This is a genomic window from Clostridium sp. MCC353 (assembly GCF_018785315.1).
Taxonomy (GTDB): domain Bacteria; phylum Bacillota; class Clostridia; order Lachnospirales; family Lachnospiraceae; genus CHH4-2.
This window is the reverse complement of sequence record NZ_WQPN01000134.1, coordinates 16,810-32,402: the sequence shown is the minus strand read 5'-3', so window position 1 is coordinate 32,402 and position 15,593 is coordinate 16,810. Positions and strand designations below refer to the sequence as shown.

Genomic DNA, 15,593 nt, shown 5'->3' with positions numbered 1-15,593 from the left:
AGTTTTTTTTGATTGTAAATAACTATCTTTTGCCAAGTTGTCAGATTATTTGAAAATTAACTTATTCAAAATATATTGTCTGTATTTTTATCTGAATATCAGCTTATATTCATCCCTTCCCGCACATTTCTTCTTAAAAAGCCAGAAATTCCTTATTTTTTTAAGTGATATTCCTGTATTTTTCAAATTTTCCTGATTCTGGGCCTGTTTTTAAGGGGTGAAACGGTATATTCCCTGCGGGCACAAAAAAAGAGCGCTGCAAACAACATGCAGCGCTCTAAAATACAACACTTTAAATTGTAAAGTTCAGACGTCTAGTCCATCTCACCAAGTCCGCTTTCAATCGCTTTCGCCATAGCTTCCATAGCAGCAGCTTCATCTTCGCCGTCACAGATCAGGTTGATCTCTGTCCCGCATTTGATACCTGCGGCCATAACGTTGAGCACGCTCTTTGCAATAATACGCTTTTCTCCGCATTCAATAATAATATCTGACTTAAACTTCATCGCAGTCTGAGATAAAACACCTGCCGGTCTTAAATGTAATCCTGATGGATTCACTACTGTCAAAGTTTTAGTTAACATATCCTTATTCTCCTTTATATTATATTCTCCCTCACGTTTCATTGCACAATTTAACAAATCCACTACTAAAATTCTAGTACAAATCCACTATTGTGTCAAGCAAAAGGTGAGGGCTGTCTGCGCAGTTAATTCCCAGACCTATCTGACTGCAGCGAATAAACGCAGCCGCAGTAATTCTGGCGGTACAATCCATATTCTCTGGATAATTCTGTGGATCGTTTATAGCCTTCCCGCTTTTTAAAATCAGAAGGCAGGTATGCTGTTTGATACTCCGCCCCAAGGCTTTCTCCGATCTCATTGAGCTTGTCCGCATTTTTAAGAGGGCTGATGGACAGAGTGGTGGTAAAATAATCATAATGCCCTGCCGCAGCCACTTTGGCCGCTTCCCGAAGCCGCAGCGCATAGCATCGGAAACAGCGTTCGCCGCCTTCCGGGTCCTGTTCATGGCCTTTTGCAATCCTGTAAAATTCATCCGTATCATATGGCCCGCTGACAACATGAACCGGATTCTTTACCTTCATACGGTCTGCCAGTTCCTGCTGCTCCGTCACCCTTTTATGATATTCTTCCGGCGGAAAGATGTTTGGATTGTAGTAGTAAACCGTGATTTCAAAATACTGCGACAAATACTCCAGAACATAGCTGCTGCAAGGCGCGCAGCAGCTATGCAGCAGCAGTCTTGGCACCCTGCTTTCCGACTGCAGGCCGGTCAAAATATGATCCAGTTCTTTCTGATAATTTCTTTTATTCATATGCCCTTCCATTCTATGGCCCGCTAAAAGCCTGCGGTCAGCCAACATTCATGTGACGAATTTATGTAACGCAAATAAGGGCAGGCGAAAATTCTGTTTCACCTGCCCCTGAATTCAAAATATCAAAGGAAATCTCTGATCCGTTTGCTGCGGACAGGGTTTCTCAATTTTCTCAGGGCTTTGGCTTCAATCTGACGGATACGCTCACGGGTTACGTTAAATTCCTTGCCGACTTCTTCCAAAGTTCTCGGATGTCCGTCTTCCAGGCCGAAACGCAGTACGATAACCTGACGTTCTCTCTCCTTCAAATCTCCCAAAAGGGCATCGATGTGTTCTCTCAGCATAACAGATTCCACATTGCCTTCCGGAGTCACCACATTATTATCTGCAACAAAATCTCCCAGGTTGGAATCGTCTTCCTCTCCAATCGGCGTCTCCAAAGATGCGGGCTCTCTGGCGATCTGCATGATCTCCATCACCTTATCTTCCGACATCTCCAGCGCCTCCGCCAGTTCTGTTACAGATGGTTCATAGCCAAGTTCCAGCGTCAATTTACGCTGCATCTTGGACATCTTATTAATGGTTTCAACCATATGCACCGGCACACGGATTGTTCTGGCCTGATCCGCCAACGCGCGGGTTACAGACTGTCGAATCCACCAAGTTGCATATGTACTCAGTTTGAATCCCTTTGTATATTCAAATTTTTCTACGCCTTTAATCAGTCCCAGATTGCCTTCCTGAACCAGGTCAAGGAAACTCATGCCTCTACCAGTATAACGTTTGGCGATGCTGACAACGAGTCGAAGGTTTGCCTCAATCAGACGCTCTTTTGCGTATTCATCCCCTTCTGATTTCAGTTTTGCCAAACGCAGTTCCTCATCCGCACTTAACAGCGGCACTGTACCAATCTCTTTTAAGTACATGCGGACCGGATCTTCCGTTCCGATTCCCTCCAACAGATCAATGGCATCCAGATCAATGTCTTCATCTTCGGTTTCTTTTATAAAGCTGTCATCTACATCATCATCCAGGAGCAGGGCATCATCCACTAAAACAGTGTCGTCTATTACCGGGATCACGTCGATTCCATGACCCTCCAGGTAACTATAAATATGCTCCATCTGATCCGGATTCAGATTATCGCCGGCAAAAAAATCACTCACTTCAGCCACATCCAGTGTCTGGTGTTTGGTCTTTGCCAATGCTACAAGCTTATCCAGCTTCTCTAAAAAATTGTCTTTTTCCACTTAGTAACGTCCTTTCGGTAAGAAGTTTACTTAAAAAGCTACACAACTAGTCATTATATACTACCGGTATACATTTTTCAACATATTTTTGCAATTTTATATTTTTAATATATTAATTCGTTTCTGCAGATTTTCAATAGTCACTTCTGTCCTCGTTCCGCCAAACTCTCCGTCTAAAACCCAGTCCACAGGCTCTTCGGAAGACAGGGTCAGGTATTTCGCTTTGAATTTGTGGACATATTCATTTTGCTCTTCTTTTAAAAACATATAAGAAATGATATTGCTCAGATCCAGCGGGGTTTTCGGCATACGGATCAGCAGAACTTCAAACATTCCGTCATTTAACGCCACGCTTTGAGGCACAAGGCCTTTAAACCCGCCAACACTGATGGTATTGGTAACCATTCCGAAGATGAAATCGTCTTCGATGACCTGGTCCTCCGTTTCCACCTTCATATGATAAGGCTTCACGGACAAAAGGCTTTTTACGCCTTCCAGCATATACGCCTGATGGCCCAGCACATTTTTCTTCTCCTGGGGCGTCATATAGGAAACTTCCGTAAACGCGCCGAAGGCAGCTATATATACAAAATACCGGTCTTCACAAAAATGCCCGATATCTATGGGATATGGCGTTCCGTCCATAATCTCCCCGGCCGCTTTATTCATATTAAAGGGAAGCCCTAAACTGGCCGCAAAATCATTGGTCGAACCAGCCGGAATATATCCCAAAAGAGGCGGGTTCTCCATCTGCATCAGTCCGGAAATGGTTTCATTCAGTGTTCCGTCACCCCCGCTGCATACGACCAGATCTTTGCTGCCGCCATGTTCCAACACCACATTGACCGCATCTTTGGTCCGCTGTGTAACATGAACCTGAATTTCATATCCGCCTTTTATAAAAGTATCCAGAATATTTAAAAGATGATTCTTTATCTGGGCTTTTCCGGATCTTGGATTAAACACAAAAAGCATTTGTTTCATCCATATCCCTCCTCACTAAACATTATCCGCATTTATCTGTTTCATATACGCTGCAAATGCATTGGGCAGCGGGTATTTATCCCTCAATTCCCTTTTTTCTGCAAACAGATAAGGCAGTCCGCCTTTCTGTTTTATTATCATCCTGTATCCAATCATATTCCATTCCACATGGGAAAATATATGTCTTGCTTGGGGAAGCTGTTCAATAACCTGAACCCGGTCCTGGGGTATGCCCAGTTTCCCGGCCAGATCCTCTTTCTTTATATGCCCTTCCAGGTTGGGAAATTCATAAAGGGATGCCAGCAGTCCCTGGTCCGGGCGTTTGTGGATCGCGATCTTTCCATCGAATTCCAGAATCAGAACGGTTCTGTCCTCCTTTTTACGGACCTTTTTCGGCGGTTTATATGGGATTTCGGAAATCAGGCCCCGCCGCTTTGCCAAACAGACGGAATCCAGAGGGCATTCCCCGCATTTCGGCGCTCCGTTAGGGACGCACACGATCGCTCCAATCTCAATCAAAGCCTGGTTAAAATCTCCCGGCCTGTCCTTTGGGATCACAGCGCTTACATCCTGCTCCATCTTTTTCTTAACAGACTGTTTGGTGATATCTTCCCTGTCTGCCAGAACACGGGAAATCACCCGGAGCACATTGCCGTCCACTGCCGGTACGGCAGCCCCGTATGCGATGGATGCCACCGCTCCCGCGGTATAGCTGCCGATTCCCGGAAGGCTTAACAGGTCTTCATAGGAAGAGGGAACCCTCCCGCCATACCTCTCCACCATAATTTCAGCGGCTTTCTTTAAATTTCTGGCGCGGTTATAATACCCCAGGCCTTCCCAAAGTTTCAAAAGCTCTTCTTCCGGCACTTTTGCCAGATCCTTCACATCAGGAAGCGCATTCATAAAACGTTCAAAATAAGGCTTGACCGCTTCCACCCTGGTCTGCTGAAGCATGATCTCAGATATCCAGACACGGTAGGGTTTGGGATCGTCCCGCCAGGGAAGAACTCTGGCGGATGTCTCATACCATGCCATAAGAGGCCCTGTAACCGCTTTTAAGCGCTCGCCGCGCCCCATCTCCTGATCTTCCCGCTCCAAAACTTTTAAGCCGGTGTAAAGCTGATTTGAAACCTTTTCCATATCCTTATACATATCCATATATTCCACGCACTGAAACCTCTCCGGAAACCACGGCCCGGACGGTTCCGTCTTCCAGCTCCACCAGAAGTTCCCCGGATTTGTTGATGCCCTTGGACACTCCGGTATAATCCCCTGACGGAGCCAGAACTTTCACCTCTTTGCCGCAGTTAACCAGTTTCCCATTATATTCATCCATCAAAAGCGACAGGTCTTCCCTGTCCAAAAACTTCTGGTAGTAAACCTCAAATGCCCGCATCACCGCCGCAATCAGAGCGCTCCTGCCAACTGGGCCGCCAAAAGCAATTCTCAGCGAAGTGGCCGTTTCTTTGATCTCTTCTGCAATTTCCGCAGAGTTTACATTGATGCCGATCCCCACCACCACATAGTGGATGCAGTCCAGCTCCGCGCTCATCTCCGTCAGGATTCCACAGACTTTTTTTCCGTTACATACAATGTCATTGGGCCATTTAATCCCAGTTTCTATGCCTGTTACCTCTTTTATTCCCTGCGCAACCGCCATTGCGGCCGTCAAAGTCAGCATGGAAGCGCAGGAAGGCGGAATCTGAGGCCTTAAAATCAAAGTCATATAAATATCGGTAAACCGGGGAGATACCCAGCTCCGGCCTCTTCTGCCCTTTCCGGACATCTGGCAGTCGGCCACCACCAGAGTTCCTGAGGCCGCGCCCTGGTCTGCCAGAACCTTGGCCCTCGTATTGGTAGAATCTGTTTCATCGTAATATACTAGATTCTTCCCCATCCACCGGCTGTCCATACAACTGCTCAGCTCCGCTTTTGTGATAACATCCGCGCTTTTTTCCAGCCAGTATCCTTTATTTCTCACAGCCTCTATCTGATATCCTTCTTCCTGAAGCTGTTTGATCACTTTCCAGACCGCCGTTCTGGAGACATTTAATTCATCGCAGATATCCTGGCCGGACAGATACCCATTTGCCTCTTTGAGCATTTTCAAGATCTTTGTTTTCACTGCCGTCACCCCCACCAGATGCTGACTGCGCTGGCAATGGAAAGAATGATCAGTAAAACTGCCGCTATTATCAGCCCGATTCCAGACATCTTTTTCTTTTTATCCCGTCCGCTCTGATGAATCCGGTAAATGCCATTGATCATATTAAGCGATGCAGCGAGCAGAAAGATCAGAGGAAACAAAAGCAGATTCCCTTCCGGATTCAAAAAAGAGATGACTGCCAGCACCACAATCAGGATGCCGATTATGATATGAACCATATCCAGCATCAACGACGCATTTCTTGGACTTCTGTGTTTATCCTGTCCGTACATAAACCCGCTCCTATCCTGTTATCAAATATACCTTAATCTCCTAAAGTTGCAGCCATGACAGCCTTTATGGTATGCATGCGGTTTTCCGCCTCATCAAACACCTTGGAACACGGGGATTCAAACACCTCATCCGTCACTTCCATATCGCTGATATTGAAGCGGTCCGCCATCTCTTTCCCAATCTTGGTCTTTAAATCGTGGAATGCAGGCAGACAATGGAGGAAAATTGCGTTCTCACCGGCATGATCCATCACTTTTTTCGTCACTTTATAGGGTGTGAGTTCACGGATTCTCTCTTCCCATACTTCATCCGGTTCACCCATGGATACCCAGACATCGGTATAGATTACATCCGCGCCTTTTGTTCCCTCCCAAACGTCTTCCGTCAAGGTGATGGCAGCTCCGCTTTCATCGGCAAATGCCTGGCATTCCTTAACAAGCTCCTCATTGGGGAAGTACTTTTTCGGAGCGCATGCCACAAAATGCATTCCCATCTTGGAGCAGGCCACCATCAGGGAATTGCCCATATTATAACGGGCATCGCCCATATAAACTAATTTTACGCCCTTTAAATGTCCTAAATGTTCTTTAATTGTCAGAAGGTCCGCCAGCATCTGGGTCGGATGGTATTCATTGGTGAGGCCGTTCCATACCGGAACTCCTGCGTATTTGGCCAGTTCTTCCACCACTTCCTGGCCGAAACCGCGGTATTCGATGCCTTCATACATACGTCCTAAAACTCTTGCCGTATCCGCAATGCTCTCCTTTTTACCGATCTGGGAGCCTGACGGATCCAGATAGGTCGTTCCCATGCCCAGATCATGGGCTGCCACCTCAAACGCGCATCTCGTTCTGGTACTGGTTTTTTCAAAAATCAGCGCCACATTTTTTCCTTTAAATTTGTCCACTAAAATGCCTTTTTTCTTCTTGTCCTTTAAATCGGCGGATAAATCCAGCAGATACTGAATCTCCTCCGGGCTGTAATCTTTCAGCGTCAAGAAATTTCTTCCCTTTAAGTCCATCATCGCATCCTCCACTTTTGTAATCATTTTGTATTTAAACATACTACATCGGCAAAATACTGTCAAGTAAACCGACCTTAACATAAATTTTTTTAACAAGTTCATCCACAGTGTAGACCTTAAAACGTTTGATTTTCATCCGTTTCGCCATATCTTCCAGAACCGCCAGATACAGATCTTTATAATTCCAGCCGTCTTTCAGCTTCAGCACGTCGGCCAAATGGGGAAACATGATTTCCGTAAAAAAGCGGTATCCCTCCAACTGTCCATAGGATTCCTCATCCATTTCCCTCTCTATATAGCGTTTGATCAGTTCAATCTCAGACATCATCTTGTCAAAATAATAAGCTTCCCCGTAAGGCGCATCAATATAGTAGGCGCGCCCGGATAATCCGTATAAAAAGCGGAGCCCGTCATAATACCCCATGGTCATATTCTTCCTGGCCTGGCGCTTGTCAAATTCCAGAATCCCGCCCAGCCCCTGCCGGGGAGCGATATGATAAACATTGGCGTCTTCAGGAACTTTCACCACCCGTTCCTTATCAAACCCCCAGCCGTATATTCTTATTATAATGATATCCTGGTATCCCCGGTCCAGCAATACGTCCAAAGGCACGTTGTTCACTCCGCCGCCGTCCATATACCGCTTGCCCTGGAGTTTTTCATTCTTAAACGCCATGAAATAAGCGCTGGCCAAAAGCATATCTGCCATGGTTCCCGGTTCCGCCTGGTTGATGTCCACAGCCAGTTCTTTTCTCTCCGATACGGAGTAGGTGATGGCATACAGTTTCCGATCGGAATTCCTGATCTTTTCCTCATCAATGGCCTCTGCCATCAACTCCCGCAGAGGCGTGATGTCAAAACCTCCGTCCTTAATCAGCTGGAAACTGCTGTTGACCACCTCCGCCAGATTCAAAGACCGGAAATTCTTGCTCTTTAAGTTCTTCATCAGCTCATCATTCACGTTCATCACATCAGAATAACTGATATTGCTCCAAATCCGCTGTGCCGTTTCCAAATCATCCATACACATCAGCGCCCCGTTTAAGGAGCCCACCGAGGCTCCCGCTATGGCCCGTATTTTGACACCGGCTTCCTTCAGGGCTTTCCAGGCTCCGATCTGATAAGCGCCCTTCGCTCCTCCGCCTTCCAGCACGATCCCATATTCTTTTTTCAAATCCAGTTTTATATCCATAGACGCTCCTTGGCCCATAAGCTTTTTTAACATTAGAGGTGAAGGGATTTTCATAAAAAGCCCAAGGCTTTTTCGAAAATCCCTTCACCCCTAATGTAAAAAATCCATGCTGCAGTACCTGCTGCTTTTATATTTCCTCTTTACCGCTCACTTCCACAAGTGATTTTACAAGGCCTGCAACGCCCTGAATTTCAGATGGGATGATAATCTTGGTAGCTTTGCCGTCCGCAGCCGCCGCGAACGCTTCCAGGCTCTTGATCTGAAGAACCGCATTGTCGGCTCCTGCTTCTTTAATGAAACGGATACCATCGGCATTCGCCTGCTGGATTTTAAGGATTGCTTCCGCCTCGCCTTCCGCTTCCCTGATCTTTTTCTCTTTTTCCGCTTCCGCGCGGAGAATCGCAGACTGTTTATCAGCTTCCGCATCCAGAATCACAGATGCCTTTTTACCTTCCGCAACCAGAATTGCCGATCTCTTCTCACCTTCCGCACGGAGGATGGATTCACGGCGTTCACGCTCTGCCTTCATCTGTTTCTCCATGGCGTCTTTGATCGCTTCCGGAGGAATGATGTTTTTCAGTTCCACACGGGTCACTTTAATTCCCCATGGGTCGGTGGCAACGTCTAAAGACGCCCGCATCTTCGTATTGATCGTCTCTCTGGAAGTCAGGGTCTGATCCAGTTCCAGATCACCGATGATATTCCTCAATGTAGTCGCCGTCAGGTTTTCAATTGCCATGATCGGATTTTCCACACCATAAGTAAAAAGTTTTGGATCCGTGATCTGGAAAAATACTACCGTATCAATTCTCATGGTTACATTATCTTTTGTAATAACCGGCTGAGGCGCAAAATCCACAACCTGCTCTTTCAAATTCACCCTTTTAGCGATCCTGTCGATAAACGGCGTCTTAAAATGAAGACCTACCGACCAGGTGTCCCGGTAAGCTCCGAGACGTTCCACCACCATTGCGTGAGCCTGCGGAACAATCTTCACACACGAAGTTAGTATCAGCAAAATAAGTAATAAAAGTATGATAATTCCAAAAAATCCAGTAATAAATCCCATATATCCCATCTATGCCTCCTCCTGAGCCTTGCTCACTATCAGTTTAACTCCCCTTACTTCCTTTATCATAACCATAGTTCCCGGGGGGTATACTTCGTCTTCCTCAACTGCCCTGGCAGTCCATTCCTGACCGTTTACAACAGCAGTTCCAGTTTCCTTGTCATTGTTCACCTCTGATGTTACGCGGGCAGTTTTTCCAATCAGGCCTTCCACATTCGTTTTTACCGTAGTTCTGTTGATATACTTTGCCGCAAAGGGCCTTGTGCCAAACAACAGGATAAATGAAACTACCACAAATGTTACCAGCTGTACCTCTACACTGAAATGAAGAAGTGAAAGGATAAAAGCCGCCAATGCCCCGCCTGCAAACCAGATCGTTGTGAGCGCCAGCGTTGCAAGCTCAATTACAACAAAAATAACTAACGCAGCCAGCCAAAATATTGTTGCCATCTTATCAACTCCCTTCTCAGATATTTTACTATATTGTCAGACATTTTACAAGTGTTCTGCTTCAGGAATCTGATACGAAAGAAAATTGTAAGTAATCGTTCAGATAGGTCTGAAGAATTACTTACAATTGTAAGAATTAATTCATTCTTCTCTGTCTCGCTGCCTCAAACATCAACACGGAAGATGCCACTGCCGCATTCAAGGATTCCACCTGTCCTGCCATGGGTATTTTGATCAATGTATCCGCCAGGGCCGCTGCTTTTTCGCTGAGGCCATTGGCCTCGTTTCCGATCAAAAAGCCGGTATTCCCTGAATAGTCTTCCTCTTCATAGTTACGCTGCCCCTTTAAATGGGCGGCAAACAACCTGATTTTCTTTTCTTTCAGTTCTTTAAACACCAGATCCATATCATCCGCATATACAAAAGGCACCCGGTAAACGGACCCCATTGTTGAACGGATCGTTTTGGGATTGTAGATATCCGCCGTCCCTGCGCTCATGATTACGCCTGTAATCCCGGCCCCTTCACCGGCCCGGATTATGGTGCCTAAATTTCCGGGATCCTGAATCGCCTCCAAAACCATAATAAGAGCAGGCCCCTTTGCATTCAAAATATCTTCCATCGTATAATGGAACTGCTTTGCCAGGGCCAGAATCCCCTGAGGGGTCTGGGTATCCGACATCGCTCTGAACACATCGTCCGTCACACACTCCCATGATATTCCGTCCAAAAGCGTCTTATGTGCCGTTTCTTTTAAAAAGCTTTCGGAAACATATACTTTTTTTACCTTTTCCCGGGGCAGTTCGGAAAACATCTTAATGCCTTCCACTACAAACAAGTCCTCGGTTTTTCTCAACTTCGCTTTCTTAACCAGAGCTGAAACAAATTTCACCTGGCTGTTGGAAGTGCTGCTGATCATACTATTCCTCCATGCCGGAGCGTTTTAATGCGCAAATTTTGCGTTGGGCAGGCACGCGCCGAGAATTTCAAGTTCTCAACTGCGATTCAAATTTGTGGCTCCGGCACAAATTTGGTGTGAAAAACAAGCCATCAGGATTATGTTTCACACGATCCTCAACCATCTATATCCTCAACTGTCTATATTCTCCAAATCTTCCATCCAGATTCTGCTGCAGGCGTCGCTGGGCATCCTCAAATCCCCTCTTGGCGATACTGCAACGGATCCCACTTTCGGCCCGTCCGGCAGACAGGAACGCTTAAACTGCTGGCTGAAAAATCTTCGGTAAAATACCTTTAGCCATTTCAGTATTGTCTCTTTTTCATATTCTTTCCCAAATGCATGAACTGCCATTCTGTAGATCTTGGAAGGCATGAAACCAAACCTCAGAATATAATACAGGAAGAAGTCATGAAGTTCATAAGGCCCCACCAGGTCTTCCGTCTTCTGGGATATCACTCCGTCTTCCGGCGGAAGCAGTTCCGGGCTGACCGGGGTATCCAGAACATCCATTAAAACCTCTTTTAATTCCGTTTCACCACAGGTATCCGCATAAAAACGAACCAGATGACGGACAAGAGTTTTGGGTACGGAAGCATTTACCCCATACATGGACATGTGGTCGCCGTTATAAGTTGCCCATCCCAGGGCCAGTTCAGACATATCACCGGTTCCGATGACCATTCCTCCCACCTGGTTGGCAATGTCCATCAATACCTGGGTCCGTTCCCTGGCCTGTCCGTTCTCATATGTCACATCATGATTTTTCATATCCTGGCCGATATCTTTAAAATGAAGGGTCACCGCTTCTTTGATGTCCACTTCCTGCAGTGAAGCCCCCAGTTTCCTTGTCATAACGCATGCATTCTGATAGGTACGGTCCGTTGTTCCAAAACAGGGCATGGTCACCGCATGAATCTGTTCCCTCGGTATTCCAAGCATATCAAACGCCCTCGCCGTAACAAGCAGGGACAGGGTGGAATCCAAACCTCCTGAAATTCCTATCACCGCATGTCTGCAGCCCGTGTGCTCCAGCCTCTTTTTTAAACCGAGAGCCTGGATGGAGAGAATCTCCTCACACCGCTTATTGCGCGCCTTTTCCTCATGGGGCACAAAAGGAGCGCTTTCTATATATCTGTTCAAATCCAGTTTTTCCGTTTTCAGGCGGAATTCTACGGTCCGGTATTCCTCCGTACCGCTGATATCAAAGGTTGTCATTCTCCTGCGTTCGCTGTCCAGCCGGGCCAGATCCAGATCCCCATACACAATTCCCGTTTGGAACCGCTGGGAAATGGCCAGACATGAACCGTTCTCCGCTATAATATTATGACCTCCAAACACCAGATCCTGGGTGGATTCCCCCTCTCCTGCATTGGAATAGATGTAACCGCAGACAAGACGGGCCGACTGCCCTGAGACCAGGCTTTCCCGGTACGTATCTTTACCTACGGTTTCATCGCTGGCAGAACAGTTGGCGATCACCGTAGCCCCTGCCAGCGCATGAGAAATGCTGGGAGGGCATGGCACCCATACGTCCTCGCAGATTTCGGCCGCCGCCACAAGGCCGGGAACATTTACACAGCGAAACAGCAGGTTGGTCCCCATCAAAACCTGCTCCCCTTTCCAGGAAACCGTAACAGGAATCTCATTGCCGCGGCTGAAATGACGGGCTTCATAAAATTCAGAATAATTGGGAAGATTGAGTTTGGGCACCAGGCCCAAAAGCCTGCCGCCATGGATTACTGCCGCCGTATTATACAGCTTTCCGTCCCTTTCCCAAGGAAGGCCTACAAAGGCCAGAATATCCAGATCAGCGGTCTCTTCAATAAGCCTGTCCAGCTCTTCCCGCGCTTTCTTTAAAAGGGCTGTCTGCAAGAATAAATCACTGCAGGTATATGCGGTCAGACAAAGTTCGGGGAACACCATAATCTTAGCATGATTTTTGGCCCCTTCCCGCATCATTCCTGATATCTGCTCCCGGTTGTATTCGGGATCTGCAACCTTTATCTTAGGAGTTGCCGCCGCAGCTCTTATAAATCCATCTTTCATATCTACCTCTCATTCCGCCGCAACATGCGGCTTTTATTTTGTCTCTGCCTCTTTAGTCTCTGCCTTTTTCGCATATCTGGGAAGCCATTTTGCTTTCCAGGCATAGACCACATCCATGAGCACGGTTGTAGCCCACGTGATGGGATAACACCACATAACCGCTTCATAAGTGGGGAAAAACGGCACGAATACATTGATATAAATCATACGTAGAATACACATATTCCCCACACCTATGAGCATAGATACCATAGTCTTCCCCGCGCCCCTGAAACTCCCCATGAGAATCTGATGAAATGCCAGGGTAAAATAAAACGGCAGAAGGATGTACATGGTTATATGGCCATAGCTGATCACCGCTGTGTCTTTCGAAAAAATGCCCAATATTTTATCCACATTAAAAAACAATACAACAGAAAGGATCAGCGTATAGATTAAACTGATGGAGATCCCTTCAAAAATCCCTTTCTTAACCCGGTCGATCTTTCTGGCCCCTATATTCTGTCCCGTAAATGTGGTCGCCGACATGCAGAAACTCTGCAGAGGCAGCATGACAAATCCGTCTATTTTGCTATAAGCGCCGAATCCTGCCATAGCCGCCGCCCCGAAGCTGTTGACATTGGCCTGGACGATTACGTTGGACAGGGAAATGATGGACTGCTGGATACCACTTGGGATACCGATTTTCAGAATACGCTTCAGCATTCTCACGTCAATCCTTATGGATTTTAGCACGACTTTATAGATATCATCCGACTTCACCAGCGCCCTGAGGGTCAGCCATGCAGATACCGCCTGGGCGATGATGGTGGCATATCCCACCCCGGCAATCCCCAGATGAAAGACCACCACAAAAACCAGATCCAGGACAATATTTACCACTGAGGAAACGCAGAGATAATACAGGGGACGTTTGGAATCCCCCACCGCTCTCAGCACACCTGCCCCCATATTATAAACCAGATTAAAAAGGGATCCGCAGAAGAAGATTCTCAGATAAACGGTGGAATTAACCATAACTTCATCAGGTGTTCCCATCAGTTTCAATATTATCGGAGAAAGAACCACTCCCAGGAAGATGAGGAAAAAACCGCCGATCATGCTGAGGGCCATACAGGTATGTACTGCCCAGTGAAGTTTATCTTTTGCCTGCGCCCCGTAATACTGGGATATGATAACGCCTGCGCCGGTCGCAATGCCCATAAACATACCGATGATCAGATTAATGAGGGAGTTGCTGGAGCCTACCGCCGCCAAAGCCTCACTGCCGATATAATTGCCCACCACAATGGAATCCACCGTATTATAAAGCTGCTGAAATATATTACCAATCAAAAGAGGAATTGAAAACGCAATCAGTTGTTTCCAGATCACCCCTTCTGTCATGATTACCTGCTTTGTCATCCGTCTTTCTTTCACGATATAACCTCCCCGCATTCATAGTTTTCAGTATACAACATTTGCCATTAAAATGGAAGTTTACATTTTCAATAATATCGTGTACAATCATTTATATCATACTAATTAGATAAGAATTGTCAAAGGCGGTGACTTTCATGAAAATATCGACAAAAGGCAGATATGCCCTTCGCATGATGCTGGAATTTGCCCTCCATCCGGACGAGTGCACAAAGATCAACCAGGTGGCCGAGCGCCAGCAGATATCAGTAAAATATCTGGAGCAGATTGTTACCATATTAAGCCGTGCCGGCTATGTGAAAAGCATGCGCGGATCCCAGGGCGGCTACAAACTGACCCGTGACCCTTCCGAATATACGGTAGGCATGATTCTGCGCCTGACCGAGGGGAATTTAGCGCCTGTGGCCTGTCTGGAAGACGACAAAAACCAGTGTCAAAGGGCTGGTTACTGCGTTACCCTGAATGTATGGAAACAGTTAAATGATGCCATCAACCAGGTTGTGGACAATGTCACCCTTGCCGATCTGGTTAAGGAACAGCAGGCAAAGCCTGATCAAAATCTATTATAGCTGACAGAGGTAGATATGATACATCCATTTTCACGAACAGAACTGTTAATCGGATCTGATAATTTAAATACACTGTCCGCCTGTACCATAGCGGTCTTCGGCGTGGGCGGCGTAGGCTCCCACTGTATTGAAGCCCTGGCGCGCAGCGGAATCGGCCGGCTGATTCTGGTGGACAATGATACTGTTTCGTTAACAAACATCAACCGCCAGAGCATAGCCGTCCATTCCACCGTTGGAAAGCACAAAACCCAGGTGATGAAGGACCGGATCCAGGACATCAATCCGGACTGCCAGGTGATCACATTTGAGGCATTTGTGCTGCCGGACAACCTGTCTTCTCTTTTAGACGGAATCGACGGACCCATCGATTATATCATTGATGCCATCGATACAGTATCCGCCAAAATTGCGCTGGCCCAATACGCGTTATCAAGGGAAATCCCCATCATCGCTTCCATGGGCACAGGCAACAAGCTTCACGGAGAATTGTTCGAAATCGCCGACCTTTCGGCAACTTCCATCTGTCCCCTCTGCCGTGTTATGCGGCGGGAACTGAAAAAAAGGGGGATTGAGCATCTGAAAGTCCTTTACTCAAAAGAAATGCCTTTGAAACCTATGGCCGAAACAGAGGAAGAAACCTCCAAGCGTGCCACCCCGGGAAGCATATCCTTCGTACCGCCGGTAGCGGGACTGCTGATCGCGGGGGAAGTGATTCGGGATATTATAGATTTCCGGGGAATTGGGGGTTAATTGGTGAAAGTTACGCAGAAAAGCGGGACGAGGGAGCAGAGGCGGGATTGGATGTTTGGAGGCGGCCCTGGGGAGCGGAATCCGTCGGGGATGAAAACCGGCC

The 15,593-nt window shown here is 46.9% G+C and carries 16 protein-coding genes; 2 read left to right on the top strand and 14 right to left on the bottom strand.

Going from position 1 to position 15,593, the window contains the following annotated elements; translation table 11 throughout:
- Positions 1 to 314 precede the first annotated feature (314 nt).
- The 14 genes from GPL15_RS21895 to GPL15_RS21830 form a co-directional block, all read right to left on the bottom strand.
- Entirely contained in the window at positions 315 to 584 is a 270-nt protein-coding gene (locus GPL15_RS21895) for an HPr family phosphocarrier protein (protein ID WP_215700801.1), read from the bottom strand.
- A gap of 125 nt (positions 585 to 709) precedes the next feature.
- On the bottom strand, positions 710 to 1,336 hold the full coding sequence (locus GPL15_RS21890; protein ID WP_215700800.1) for an epoxyqueuosine reductase QueH: 627 nt from the start codon (positions 1,334 to 1,336) through the stop codon (positions 710 to 712).
- Between the two features lie 122 nt (positions 1,337 to 1,458).
- Complete coding sequence (gene rpoD, locus GPL15_RS21885; protein ID WP_103230852.1) at positions 1,459 to 2,586, bottom strand: RNA polymerase sigma factor RpoD; 1,128 nt, start codon at positions 2,584 to 2,586, stop codon at positions 1,459 to 1,461.
- Between the two features lie 96 nt (positions 2,587 to 2,682).
- Positions 2,683 to 3,570, bottom strand: coding sequence for a YegS/Rv2252/BmrU family lipid kinase (locus tag GPL15_RS21880; RefSeq protein WP_215700799.1), 888 nt, complete (start codon positions 3,568 to 3,570; stop codon positions 2,683 to 2,685).
- Positions 3,571 to 3,585: 15 nt separating this feature from the next.
- Positions 3,586 to 4,728, bottom strand: a complete 1,143-nt coding sequence (mutY, locus tag GPL15_RS21875; protein WP_252198569.1) for an A/G-specific adenine glycosylase — start codon at positions 4,726 to 4,728, stop codon at positions 3,586 to 3,588.
- Entirely contained in the window at positions 4,715 to 5,695 is a 981-nt protein-coding gene (locus GPL15_RS21870; RefSeq protein ID WP_215700798.1) for a biotin--[acetyl-CoA-carboxylase] ligase, read from the bottom strand. The genes mutY and GPL15_RS21870 overlap by 14 nt, the downstream gene beginning before the upstream one ends.
- A gap of 5 nt (positions 5,696 to 5,700) precedes the next feature.
- A complete protein-coding gene (locus GPL15_RS21865; protein ID WP_215700797.1) occupies positions 5,701 to 6,009 on the bottom strand; it encodes a DUF6637 family protein in 309 nt (102 codons plus the stop codon).
- 32 nt (positions 6,010 to 6,041) lie between these two features.
- On the bottom strand, positions 6,042 to 7,031 hold the full coding sequence (gene argF, locus GPL15_RS21860; RefSeq protein WP_215700900.1) for an ornithine carbamoyltransferase: 990 nt from the start codon (positions 7,029 to 7,031) through the stop codon (positions 6,042 to 6,044).
- Positions 7,032 to 7,074: 43 nt separating this feature from the next.
- Positions 7,075 to 8,226, bottom strand: a complete 1,152-nt coding sequence (locus GPL15_RS21855) for a patatin-like phospholipase family protein (protein WP_215700796.1) — start codon at positions 8,224 to 8,226, stop codon at positions 7,075 to 7,077.
- 127 nt (positions 8,227 to 8,353) lie between these two features.
- Positions 8,354 to 9,295 (bottom strand): SPFH domain-containing protein, encoded by a 942-nt coding sequence (locus tag GPL15_RS21850; RefSeq protein ID WP_215700899.1) that lies wholly within the window; start codon positions 9,293 to 9,295, stop codon positions 8,354 to 8,356.
- A 9-nt stretch (positions 9,296 to 9,304) separates the two neighbouring features.
- Positions 9,305 to 9,745, bottom strand: coding sequence for an NfeD family protein (locus GPL15_RS21845; protein ID WP_215700795.1), 441 nt, complete (start codon positions 9,743 to 9,745; stop codon positions 9,305 to 9,307).
- 136 nt (positions 9,746 to 9,881) lie between these two features.
- Positions 9,882 to 10,664 carry an RNA methyltransferase gene (locus GPL15_RS21840; RefSeq protein WP_215700794.1) on the bottom strand — a complete coding sequence of 261 codons (783 nt, stop codon included), beginning with the start codon at positions 10,662 to 10,664 and terminating at the stop codon, positions 9,882 to 9,884.
- Between the two features lie 171 nt (positions 10,665 to 10,835).
- On the bottom strand, positions 10,836 to 12,752 hold the full coding sequence (locus GPL15_RS21835) for an NAD(+) synthase (RefSeq protein WP_215700793.1): 1,917 nt from the start codon (positions 12,750 to 12,752) through the stop codon (positions 10,836 to 10,838).
- A 33-nt stretch (positions 12,753 to 12,785) separates the two neighbouring features.
- Positions 12,786 to 14,171 carry an MATE family efflux transporter gene (locus GPL15_RS21830; RefSeq protein ID WP_346345019.1) on the bottom strand — a complete coding sequence of 462 codons (1,386 nt, stop codon included), beginning with the start codon at positions 14,169 to 14,171 and terminating at the stop codon, positions 12,786 to 12,788.
- A 137-nt stretch (positions 14,172 to 14,308) separates the two neighbouring features.
- On the opposite strand from GPL15_RS21830, the gene GPL15_RS21825 reads away from it, so the two are divergent.
- Both GPL15_RS21825 and GPL15_RS21820 read left to right on the top strand, forming a co-directional pair.
- On the top strand, positions 14,309 to 14,740 hold the full coding sequence (locus GPL15_RS21825) for an Rrf2 family transcriptional regulator (protein WP_215700792.1): 432 nt from the start codon (positions 14,309 to 14,311) through the stop codon (positions 14,738 to 14,740).
- Positions 14,741 to 14,755: 15 nt separating this feature from the next.
- The gene (locus GPL15_RS21820; RefSeq protein ID WP_215700791.1) at positions 14,756 to 15,490 is read left to right on the top strand and encodes a tRNA threonylcarbamoyladenosine dehydratase; all 735 of its coding nucleotides are present in this window, start codon (positions 14,756 to 14,758) and stop codon (positions 15,488 to 15,490) included.
- Positions 15,491 to 15,593 lie beyond the last annotated feature (103 nt).